The sequence below is a fragment of the Dyadobacter sp. LHD-138 genome, from assembly GCF_030929615.1.
In the GTDB taxonomy this organism is placed as follows: domain Bacteria; phylum Bacteroidota; class Bacteroidia; order Cytophagales; family Spirosomataceae; genus Dyadobacter.
This window is the reverse complement of sequence record NZ_JAVFVU010000005.1, coordinates 232579-244650: the sequence shown is the minus strand read 5'-3', so window position 1 is coordinate 244650 and position 12072 is coordinate 232579. Positions and strand designations below refer to the sequence as shown.

Annotated in this window: 9 protein-coding genes; all 9 read right to left on the bottom strand. The window is 44.6% G+C overall.

The window, feature by feature from the left end; translation table 11 throughout:
• Positions 1-28: 28 nt before the first annotated feature.
• The 9 genes from nuoF to RB622_RS05170 all read right to left on the bottom strand — a co-directional run bounded on the left by nuoF (position 29) and on the right by RB622_RS05170 (position 12018).
• The gene (gene nuoF / locus RB622_RS05210; RefSeq protein WP_308045468.1) at positions 29-1366 is read right to left on the bottom strand and encodes an NADH-quinone oxidoreductase subunit NuoF; all 1338 of its coding nucleotides are present in this window, start codon (positions 1364-1366) and stop codon (positions 29-31) included.
• A gap of 33 nt (positions 1367-1399) precedes the next feature.
• Positions 1400-1897: an NAD(P)H-dependent oxidoreductase subunit E gene (locus tag RB622_RS05205; RefSeq protein ID WP_308045467.1), complete on the bottom strand. Its 498-nt coding sequence runs from the start codon at positions 1895-1897 to the stop codon at positions 1400-1402.
• A gap of 43 nt (positions 1898-1940) precedes the next feature.
• Positions 1941-3167 (bottom strand): NADH dehydrogenase (quinone) subunit D, encoded by a 1227-nt coding sequence (gene nuoD, locus RB622_RS05200; protein ID WP_308045465.1) that lies wholly within the window; start codon positions 3165-3167, stop codon positions 1941-1943.
• Between the two features lie 23 nt (positions 3168-3190).
• Positions 3191-3691, bottom strand: coding sequence for an NADH-quinone oxidoreductase subunit C (locus RB622_RS05195; RefSeq protein ID WP_308045464.1), 501 nt, complete (start codon positions 3689-3691; stop codon positions 3191-3193).
• 7 nt (positions 3692-3698) lie between these two features.
• The gene (locus RB622_RS05190) at positions 3699-4241 is read right to left on the bottom strand and encodes an NADH-quinone oxidoreductase subunit B (protein ID WP_137338216.1); all 543 of its coding nucleotides are present in this window, start codon (positions 4239-4241) and stop codon (positions 3699-3701) included.
• 28 nt (positions 4242-4269) lie between these two features.
• Positions 4270-4644, bottom strand: coding sequence for an NADH-quinone oxidoreductase subunit A (locus RB622_RS05185; RefSeq protein WP_308045463.1), 375 nt, complete (start codon positions 4642-4644; stop codon positions 4270-4272).
• Positions 4645-4840: 196 nt separating this feature from the next.
• Positions 4841-6976: a sialate O-acetylesterase gene (locus RB622_RS05180; RefSeq protein WP_308045462.1), complete on the bottom strand. Its 2136-nt coding sequence runs from the start codon at positions 6974-6976 to the stop codon at positions 4841-4843.
• A 170-nt stretch (positions 6977-7146) separates the two neighbouring features.
• On the bottom strand, positions 7147-8781 hold the full coding sequence (locus RB622_RS05175; RefSeq protein ID WP_308045461.1) for a hypothetical protein: 1635 nt from the start codon (positions 8779-8781) through the stop codon (positions 7147-7149).
• Positions 8782-8853: 72 nt separating this feature from the next.
• Positions 8854-12018, bottom strand: coding sequence for a T9SS type A sorting domain-containing protein (locus RB622_RS05170; protein WP_308045460.1), 3165 nt, complete (start codon positions 12016-12018; stop codon positions 8854-8856).
• Positions 12019-12072: the final 54 nt, after the last annotated feature.

The window sequence follows — 12072 nt, the reverse complement described above, 5'->3', positions numbered from 1 at the left end:
TTAGTATCTGGTTGTCACAATTTTCCAACTATGCCAAAACTGCACCCATAAACACGGCTCCTGGCTGAGAAGCTTCGTGCGGGTTGGTGATATGCCATTCAAATTCTTCACGGAAATGGCGAACTGCACTCGCAATAGGCCATGCCGATGCGTCTCCAAGCGGGCAAATCGTATTCCCTTCAATTTTTTTGGCTATATCTACCAGCAGATCGATGTCATGCATGCTTCCGTGACCGTGTTCGATACGGTGCAAAACTTTCTCCATCCAGCCTGTACCTTCACGGCAAGGGCTGCATTGTCCGCAGGATTCATGGTGATAAAAGCGGGAGAAATTCCAGGTATTCCGAACGATACAGGCCGTTTCATCAAACACGATAAAACCACCTGAACCTAACATCGTTCCTGTGGCAAAACCGCCATCCGATAAAGATTCATAACTCATCAGACGATCTTCGCCGGCCGCCGTTTTGGTAATCAAATGTGCCGGTAAAATAGGTACGGACGAACCTCCCGCAACCAGCGCTTTCAAATGATGTCCCTTACGGATTCCACCGCAGTATTCATCCGAATAAAGGAACTCGTCAACGCTAACGCCCAGTTCGATTTCATAAACGCCTGGTTTTTGAATATGTCCTGAGGCAGAAATAAGTTTTGTTCCTGTACTGCGTCCAATCCCGATGGCTGCGTAAGCGTCACCACCATGGTTGATCACCCATGGCATATTGGCAATGGATTCCACATTATTTACCACAGTAGGGCTTTGATAAAGTCCTTTTACCGCAGGGAATGGAGGTTTGTTACGAGGGTTTCCTCTTTTACCTTCCAAAGATTCCAGCAAAGCCGTTTCTTCTCCGCAAATGTATGCACCGCCGCCTGGCTGTACGACAAGTTCCAGATCATAACCACTGCCTAATATATTTTTTCCGAGAAAACCATTTGCTTTCGCTTCTTCAATGGCTTTTTCAAGGATACGGATCACATACATCAGCTCGCCACGTACGTATATGAAAGACTTGTTCGCGCCCAAAGCAAAGCTGGAAACGATCATGCCTTCAATCAGTAAGTGGGGGAGGCACTTCATCAGGTGGTGGTCTTTGAAAGTACCAGGCTCCGATTCATCTGCATTACAAACCAGGTAACGGGGAACACCTTCCGGTTTTGCCAAAAAGCCCCATTTCATTCCCATAGGAAACCCTGCACCACCACGTCCCCGTATTCCGGATTTCTTGGCTTCTTCCACAACCTCCTCGGGAGTCATGGTTTTTATTGCTTTTTCAACAGCAGTATAACCTCCTTGTTTGCGGTAAACCTCGAAGGTTTCAATACCTGGGACGTTAATGTGTTCCGTTAATATTTTTTTAGCCATTTTTCAGGATACTATTTTCAGCTTATAAAAGGCTTATTTGCTTAACTCTTCAATGATTTCGTCAACACGCTCGCGGGTCAGGTTCATGTAAAACTTCTCACGAATCTGGAAAACCGGGCCCCAGCCACAAGCTGCAAGACATTCCACTTCCTTGATCGTAAACAGACCATCAGACGTCGTTTGTCCAGCCTGAATGCCAAGCTTTTGTTTCAGGTAATCATATATTTCTTCACCACCCATCAGGCAGCAAGGGCCAGTACGGCAGTATTCAATGACGTGTTTTCCGACAGCGTCAAGGTGGTACATGGTATAAAATGAAGCAACCTCATAAACCTCTACCGGTTTGATGCTCAATATGTCTGCGACATAATCCATCACCTCGCTGCTCACCCATCCCCATTGTTCCTGGGCAACGTGCAAAACAGGAAGTAAAGCCGATTTTTGGCGGCCTTCCGGATAACGTGCAATGATTTCTTTTACTTTCGCCAGTCGTTCCGGGGTAAACGCAACGGGATTTGGTGTTTCAGTCATTTCTTTAATACGATCTTTTGAAAATCAAATAATCAATCTGATTTTATGCGTCCAATTCTCCTGCGATAACATTCAGGCTACTCATGGTGAGAATAGCATCTGAAAGCGTGCTTCCTTTGCACATTTCAGGAAAGGCCTGATAATATATAAAACTCGGGCGACGGAAATGCAGACGGTATGGAGCTCTTCCTCCATCGCTGATCAGGTAAAAACCCAACTCTCCGTTACCACCTTCAACAGCATGGTAAACTTCGCCGATCGGAGCATCTATTTCCCCCATTACAATTTTGAAATGGTAAATAAGTGCTTCCATATTACTATAAACCTCTTTTTTGGGAGGTAAATAATATTCCGGAGTGTCAGCGTAATAAGGTCCTTCGGGAAGATTTTCCAAAGCCTGCTCCACAATTTTCAGACTCTGCCACATTTCTTCCATACGTACATTGTAGCGGTCAAAAGTATCACCGCTTTGTCCGACCGGAATACTGAAATCAAAATCTTCGTACGAGGAATAAGGTTCCATCACACGAACGTCGTAATCCAGCCCGGCAGCACGTAAATTGGGTCCTGTAAAACCGTATGAAAGCGCACGTTCAAGGGAGATTGGTCCAACATTGATCACCCGGTCCATAAAAATACGGTTACGGCTCATCAGTTTTTCAAACTCACGCAGAACAGGTGGGAATGTCTTGATAAATTCACGGATCTTGCGAAGGGCTGTACTCGACAAATCACGTTCCATACCACCGATACGGCCCATGTTTGTAGTCAAACGCGCACCGCAGACTTCTTCGTAGATTTCGTAGATATCCTCACGTTTTTGCATCACGTAAAGGAAACCTGAAAACGCACCTGAATCCACACCCAGGATACTGTTACAAATCAGGTGATCGGAAATCCTGGCAAGCTCCATCATGATGACGCGGATATACTGCGCACGTTTTGGAACCTCAATTTGCAAAAACTTCTCCATCGTCATATGCCAGCCGAAGTTATTGATCGGTGAAGAACAATAATTCATGCGGTCGGTAAGCGTGGTGATCTGGTAGAACGGGCGTCTTTCTGCAATTTTTTCGAAAGCCCTGTGTATATAACCTATGGTCTGCTCACCTGAAACGATTTTTTCACCATCCATCTGAAGGATATTCTGAAAAATACCGTGTGTAGCCGGGTGGGTAGGGCCGAGGTTTAGGGTTGTAAGCTCCTCGATCAATTCAGGCAATTCTGATTGAACGGGAACATTATGAGGTAATAATTCGATATCTGCCATAACTTACTCTTTTCCTTAAAGGATCAACGACCAAAAAGCGCATCAATTTTATCTTCCCGCGTAGCATCTTCCAGTGCATATTCTTTACGCATCGGGAAATAATCCATTTCTTCAATATTGAGGATACGCACAAGATTAGGATGGCCATCAAAAAGAATTCCGTAGAAGTCATACGTTTCACGTTCCATCCAGTTAGCGCTTGCATAAAGCCCTGTCATGGTTGGAATGTGGATATCAGCTTCCGCAATGAACACTTTGATCCGGATCCTGAAGTTCTGTATAAAGCTATGCAGGTGATAAACCACAGCAAATTCCTTACCGGTATTGTCAGGATAATGAACACCTGTGATATCCGTAAGGAAATTGATCTGATACGTTTTATGCTGTTTTAAAAATTCAAGGACCGGAATAATTTCCTCACGGGTTGTTGAGAGTGTCAGTAATCCGTAAGGCTCTTCAAAGTCATATACCTGATCACCAAATTTCCCCAATAGCTCTTCGGCTACTTCCTGATTGCTTAGCATAGGGTAATTATTGAATATTATAGGATGCTAAAAGTTCCTGGTATTCGTCGGTGTTTCTGCGACGAAGTTTTTCGTTTTGCGCCAGTTTCTGAATACCCATAAGTCCGTCGATGATCTGTTCGGGACGTGGAGGGCATCCTGGTACGTAAATGTCAACAGGGATAATGCGGTCAATACCCTGCAAAACACTATAAGTATCAAAAATACCGCCGCTTGATGCACAAGCTCCTACGGCCAAAACCCAGCGCGGCTCTGCCATCTGAAGGTAAACCTGCTTAACAACCGGGGCCATTTTTTTGGCAATCGTACCCATCACCATCAGCAAATCAGCCTGGCGGGGTGAGAAACTTGGGCGTTCCGATCCGAAACGTGATATATCGTAATGAGCCCCCATGGTGGCCATAAACTCGATACCACAGCAAGAGGTCGCAAATGGTAAAGGCCAAAGTGAGTAACTTCTGGCAAGACCGATTGCTTCATCAAATGAAGTGGCAAAAAATCCTGATCCGCTATGTCCCTGAGGTGCTTCCGCTATCGTTACTTCTTTCATAATCTGCTGTATTGCAATGTTTTATATGCTAGTCTTCCCAGTTTAATACGCCTTTACGGATAATGTAGTAAAATCCGGAAAGAAGTAATGCCATAAACAATAACATTTCCACAAACCCAAACATTCCCAATTCTTTAAAATTGACTGCCCAGGGATACATAAATATTACTTCGACATCGAAAAGAACGAAGAGAATAGCGACTAAAAAATACTTAACTGAAATGGGTGTTCTTGCATCACCCACGGATTCGATCCCGCATTCAAAAGGATCATCCTTAAGCTTGCTTTTACGACTTGGGCCAATTAAGTGGGTCACAATCATGGTCCCGCCAATAAATCCGGCAGCCAGAATGAACTGAACAATAATTGGTAAATAGTCGGAAGGAAGATAGTTATTATTCATTGATTGTTAATTTCAATTGATATGCTGCTATCAGAGATCCGTTGGATAAACACCAGGGAAAACTTTATTACTGTCAAAATTAGCCTTTGCAAATTTATCAATCAAATTCTTTACTTTATCTTTTACCTAATTAGTATCATACTAAATAAGCCACAGGTGACCGTGGCTTATTTAGTATTTTTTAAAGATAAAATATTTACCTTATCATGATTTGTTTGCTGAGATCTACCTCTGCGGATTTAACCCGGATGATATATTTACCCGTGGTAAGATTCTGAACGTGTATTTTTACGCGGCTGGTTAAATCCTCCGTTTGTGTAACTACAACCCTGCCGTAGATGTCATACACTGTAATTTCGGCGTTTTTCATATTGTCTCTCGACTCGATGTAAATGCCGTCAGCAAGTCCCGGGTTTGGAAAAACAACCACGTCATTTTTGTCATTGGTGATCACTTCCTGTGCGGGAGAAAACGGAGAGTAACAGGTAAGCGAATTGCTGCCCAGTGTGTAAGTCACTTTTGTACGGGCTGCGTAGCTCCCGGAGGTATCGGTTTTGACAATACTGGTATGATTCAGCAGAATTTTTTCATCTCTTTTCCAGTCATATTGCGCATTCAAATTCGTTTCGGCAATCGTAGCCATGATGGTAAAAGGGCCAGACTTGGCGATCGTTGGCTGAGGGATCTGCGGACGGATGATCAATGACGCGGCGGCCGAGGTTTCGGACGTACAGCCAAATACATTTTTACTTTTCACCTGATAAGTTCCTGCTTCTTTAACGGCAAACGTTGGGCCGGTGGCGAGAATATTGGTTGTGTTTTGTTTGAACCAGCTGTAATCGTCATTGCTGGAAGTCAGCGAGAAAACGAAGGCTGAGTCAGCACATGCCTGCTGTGAACCCGATTGAACGATCGTTGGCGTAACAGGTTTGATGGATGAGGTCACGATCAGTTTCTGACTGTTGACCGTATTGCCATAAGCATCTTTTAATTGCGCATAATACTCGCCGGGGCCGGTAACGGTTAAGGTTCTTCCGGTTGCATAGCTTGGCAGCCATTTATAGGAAACATAACCTTCCGGTAAAGTGAGTGTCAAAGAGGTATTGTTAGCCGCACAGACGCTGGTGATGACTGGCATCGCTGCGGGTACTAAAGGGCTTACTTTATTAAAAAAGTTGATGTCAAGGGTATTGTTCCAGGCATTGGCCAGAACCGTAAGCCCTGCTGTACCGGTGCTGCCGGCAAAGTGTGTACCATCAGCCCGTTGAGGAAAGAGTCCATCCGTTTCCGGACCAGGATATGCCGTGCTAAAAAGACCTTCTATCACCGCATTTTGCGCACCGATCACGGCAGGACTGGTGATGGATGTCCCGTCATCATTCCGAATTCTGGACGTTCTTGCTATTACCCAGGTTACACGCCCGTTAATATCGGCCCCAAGTTTATCCATTACAAATTGTAAGCTGTTTCTATATTCTTCGTAGCCGGTAGCTTCCGGGAATGTATCGGTTTCTCCCTGCATCCACAATATCGCACGCACACCAAATTGCTTTGCTGTGTTTTGCATGAAAATACGAAGGTTGGCGTAGGGCATTTGGTCGGGGTACGTGAATCCGTACATGTTTTTAGCGACTTTCCCCTCCGCACTTGCGCGCCAATATTTGATCGATGTACCTTCCCATGCGGAATTGATAAACAAGATGGGCACATTAAGTTTCTGGGCCAATAAGTCGCCCAGGATACCCCAGCACCAGGGGCTTTTACCTCTCGGGCCAATGTCGTCTTTTGCCTCATTAAGCCGGTCAAAAACCGGATACAAAGGATCGGCGAGTGAATTTACTACATTACTTTGGTTGAGATAATTTACCCGGTCATCCACAGCAGCAGGTTTGGTAACGGCCGTGTAATCTACACCCTGGGCATTGGATTGTCCGGATATCATGAACACTTCGCCAACACCCATACGGGAAACAACAGCGGTTTGCCCGACAATTTCTCCCGCCAATGAAGCTCTGGCTTCCAGGGTATACCAGCCACCCAGAAGTGTGATGGAGCCACTGAAAACACCACCAGACGGATTGGTTTGTAAAACGGCCCAGGCTGTTGGAGTACCCTGTCCGGCAATGACGGGCAAGGCACGCAGTTCAATTTTGTCAATCGGTACGGTGTAATTTCCGGAAACAGAAACAGTTGCCTGACCGCTGGCACTGCGCTGATAAACAGCCCGCTCTACCGGTGAAGTAATTTTTATTTGGGCGCTTAGTCCAAAAGGAATTAAAATAAGAAGTAGCCAGATCCGAAGACAAGAAAAGGTAAAAATTTTATCAAGCATTATATTAGAATTAAAAAGTATTCAGGTTATGACAATTTTGCAAATAGTACCGGCCTGGAAAATGTCTGAAAATTCTGGCGAATTTAAAGATTTGTTCTGGTTTTGAGATACTTCTTTTTAATTGTAACTTCTTTTAATTAAAATACGTAGGTCGTGGCAGGTAAATTCAGCTATTTCTTAACGGAAAAAACAGTATTTATTTTATAGCCCATCGGGGCAATATTGTAAATTTCTTTGTCCAGGCTGTCTGTGATATCAATATGTTTTCCGGTGAGGATATCATGATCGCCAAATTTATAATTGGTGATATAATAATCACTTTCTCTCAGCGATGAAGTAAAAACAATCCTGTTGCGGTCCTTGGGGGCCAATAACCTTTTATTCATCGTCATTGGCTGATTTCCTATCCTGATGTAAGCAATTTTAATGGTATCCTTACTGGAATTTTTACAAAGCCATTCCAGGGATTCTTTATAGGAATGGCCCCAGTAATCAAGTTCATAGGCTGTCTGCGGATGCTTATTGAACATGGTAAAATAAACCTGCTGCTGCGGGTGCATTTTGATGATGATACCGGCATAGAATAAAAGACCGGCTACCCACGCCAGTTTTGCATACAGCGCATATTTTTCTGAAACTGCCCTGACGATAAAATATCCCCCTAGTGTGGCGAGATAGGAAATAAAGGCATGCAGGTAAAAGAGATGCCGCCATCCGTCATAAATGATTGAATTAAGGAAGATGATGGATGCTATCGGAAGAATCAGCGATGCAATGACGTACAAATCGATGAGAGGAATGGCAGGAAAGTTTCGCCGGATAAATTCTTTTCCGAAGGCGTACAGCGTCACAACACCTGCCACAAAACCGAGAAACAGATAAAAAGGCGGAATGGTAATGAGCAGCCAAACCGGTACATAATGCCAGGGAATCTGATCCCTGTTGATAAACTCGCCCCGGTAAAGCATAGGACTATCCTGACGGACGAAGTGAGCCATCAGCCGTAGGGCTTCAAAAAATCTTGAAAAAGGGCTTTCCCATAAAAAAGGCCACAGCAGATAAATAAAAACCGATGCAGACAAAAGGTATGTCCCAACAACCAGCAGGCTATTTTTGATAGCCGGTTTTTTTACGTTAAACAGGATATAGGCCGCAATAAAAGCCAGAGAAAGTGCAACCGAAATAATGCCCATCAATCGTATGGAAATCAAAAATCCCGTAGACATGCCATGAAAAAATGCATGTTTAAAAGTAAATTTTGAAAACAGGAGCGAAAGGGTGTAGGTATTGATCACAAAAAACGCCAGAAAAATGATATCTTTTGAGTTGTAAAAAGAATCTGCAAATATTCTTGGTGAGAGCAGGTAAACAGAAGTGCCAAGTAACGCAATAAAAGTATTGCTGACGCGGAGTCTGACGAGTTTGTAAAAGAAAATACTGGATAACCAAAAGACAAGCCAGGTGATGATATGACGAAGAAAATAAGCGGAACCATCCATCTGAAGATAGTCATACACCATAGGTTTGATGAAAGCTAATTCAGCACCGGCGAGAATTATTTCAAACAAACTTCCGTATTCGTGGTTGATGAACGTGCTGAAGTCTTCAATCTGATTGCTGATGGGGATGGTGAAAGGATGCCCCAATACATTATTAAGATACTTTAAGCCAACCAGCCCGAGCTGTCGCATGATGGGCTCATCCCACGTTACGCCGTAATCCTTGACTATAAAAATTCCGATAAAAAACCATACAATAAAGTAGCCAATTGGGGCTAACCAGTTTACGCGTAAACGACTTTCCATAAAAGAGGATACAATTTTTGTAAAAAAAGAACTCTGAATTGGCAAAGGACAATCGCACTTGGTCCTAAAATATTATTGGATTATACTAATTTTTTTCGTCTTCTTGAAATCTCCTGACTGAATGGACAAGATATACATTCCATTTGAAAGTAAAGACAAATCGATAAATCTTCTTTCGTTAAAATTTACTGATTCGTAAGTCCTTATCAGCTTGCCGGTCAGGTCGAAAACCTGTATCGTGGCGTCTTTAAGATCATCCATTGTCTCAATCGTGAATGATCCGGTAGAACTAGGATTCGGATACACACTGACTGTTCCGCCTTGTGTATTCAGCGTGAAAATAAAGGGTTCTGAAAAATCAGAAAAACAGGTAAGTGTCGGGCTGTATATCACCGTGTTGTTGGCAACGTAAGACCCGGATTTTATAGCTTTCAGGGTGGTTCCATTTTCCGTAAGATTGGTACCGTTGAGTTGCCATACATGATCGCCGTCGTTGATATTGTTTTCGGCCATTAATGTAAAAGTACCCACTTGTCTGATTGTAGGTTTGGATGGCAAAGGTTTTACCTCCACGACTATTTCCCTTGAAAAAGGCGAGAAGCAGCCTTGGTTATCCTGAACACGTGCCTTATAGCTTCCCGAATTGCTTACTTCCAGGAGGTTGTTTTGTTCCCCGGTATTCCAGAAGAATGAGGTACCGTTTGAAGCGCTAAGTGTCACAGCATCGCCATCACAGAATGAAACAGGACCGAGTGCCTGAACGAGTGGGGCAGGTGGCAATGCGAGTACGTTAATTCTTATGGCGTCCGATGGATCCGAATAACAAGTGAATTCATTGATGGTTTTTACCGAATAATCTCCGGAAACGTTGGTGTTAATGGTCTTGGTTTCTGCTCCGGTGTTCCAGACATATTTTGCAGCATCGTTCGACTGCAGGTTAACACTGGCATCAGCGCAGAAAGTTGTCGGGCCGCTTGCCGTAATTACAGGCTTTGGCGGAAGCGGATTGACAACCACTTTGATACCGCTGGAAGGTATTGACAAACATCCGTTGGCATCTTTTGCCGAAAGGGTATAATTACCGGAAGTCCGTATTTCCACTTCGCGGTTTGTGCCTCCGTTGCTCCATTGGTAGGCATAAGTCTCACTGCCCTGCAAAGTCGTATAATCACGGTCGCAGAAGGTCGTGGGGCGCAAGGAGCTGATGGTTGGTGTCGCAGGTAAAGGATTAACCTTTGTCGTGATCGGATCAGATGTGGATTCACAGCCATTCCCGTCACGCTGCATCAGGCTGAATGTACCTGCCGTTGTAATGGTAATCGCTTTTGAAGTTACGTTCGTATTCCAGATGTTGCCGCTGTCGTAATTGGATGTCATTACCACGTTCTCTCCTTCGCAAAAGATAGGAGACCGGCTCAGACCAATGGTTGGTTTGGCAGGCAAAGGATTCACTTTAACCGTAACGGGATCAGAATCCGGCGAAAAACATCCAAAGTTATCTACTGCCCTTACGGTATACTGACCGGATGTCCTGATGGAAACGCTCGCGTCGGTTGCACCATTTGACCAAATACTTTTAACTATTGAACTTGATTTCAAGGCAACAACGCCGCCATCGCAAAATGTCAGTGCTCCTGTAACCGCAATGGCAGGTTTGTCCGGCAGAGGTGAAGTAAGTACTTCGATTGCAATCCTGAAGGAACTCGTTTCACATCCATAAGCATTTTTAGTCGTGACAAAATATTCTCCGCCGGTACTGATGGTGATTCGGTCAGCCGTTTGGCCGGTATTCCATTTAAGGTTTTCTGTTGTATTCGAGATTAATGTAGCCGTATTTCCCTTACAAACGGGGTTACTTCCCTGAAGTGTAAGGACGGGCTGGGCCGGTTGTATACTTTCATTAATTTTCACTTCCGGAGAGAAGATAATATTGTTATGACTGTCTCTTGCCCGGGCACGGTAGGTTCCGTTTCCTACCTGGATGCTGCTTTCGTTTTGGCCATTATTCCAGTTAAAGGCGGAATAACCATCGGTATTGACTGATAATCTCAGGTTATTGTTGCCCGCACAGGAAGCCGAAAGTTTCAAAGGACTTACGGCCTTAAAAGGCTCGGACCTTGCCATGAAATCATCATTAATCTGAGCACTCCAGGCTTCTGCCAGTTGTACCAAACCATCCCCCTGGAAGTGTACGCCATCAATGCGGGGCACTTGTACGGCATCGGTATTGGGGCCTGCAAATACATTGGGCACGGATGAAATCACTTGTTGCTGTCCAGCTGTCGCCTTGGTATTTACACCGGTATCGTTGCTATAAGAAGTGAGACTAACCATCCAGGATAGATTTTTTCCGGATTCATTCCGGGAACTCTGGATCACCGTGGAAAGATCATTGAAGTAAGAACTTGTCGTGCTGTTCTGATCTGTTATTTCTGCTTCCCCCTGAAACCATAACACCGCGCGGATGCCGGTGGCAGGCACGTAATACTGAAGGACAGACCGAAGATTTCCATAAGGCGCGCCGCTTGGGTAAAAAGCCTCTCCATTGTATACTGAGTAGGCGGTACCATTGATACTTTCCCGCCAGTTTTTCACGGCGGAACCGTACCATCCGATGTTGTAAAATAAAATCGGAACCCCGAACCGGTTTGCCAGCAAATCACCCAGTTTTCCCCACGACCAGGCTGAATTTCCGCGTGGTGCGATGTAGGAATCTGAGTCCAGATGAGAAAAAGTGGGTGCGGATAAATCGCTGTTAGGCTGCCCCTCATTGTAATAATTGACACAGTTTACACGGTCGTCGCCTGCGCCGGGACCACCGTAATTTTTATAACCCTGTGCGTTGGATTGCCCGCTGATTAAGAAAACTTCTCCAATACCGACCCTTGAAATCTGTGTGGAACCTACCAGCTGATCGCCATTCCATCCACGAACCTGAAGCTCATACCAGCCGCCGGTTGCATCAATGCTTCCCGAATAAACACCGCCCTGCACGTTTGACTGGATGGTCGCCCAGTTTGTGGAGGAGCCTCCGTTGATCGCATTGAGCCTGGCTTCTACACGGTCGATAATTTTGGTATAACTGCCCGCAACATAAATGGTGGCGTTATTACCTTTATCACGTTGAAAAACAGCCCTGTTGGCCGGATAGTCAATATTTATTTGTCCAAATACGGGAAGTAAACCCAGACATAATAATAGTGTAGAGCAAAAAAACGAGGATAAATTAGGCTTCATGAAAATCAGGACAACACATGGCTACGGCTTCTTGAACGCAAAGAAGGCTCTAAA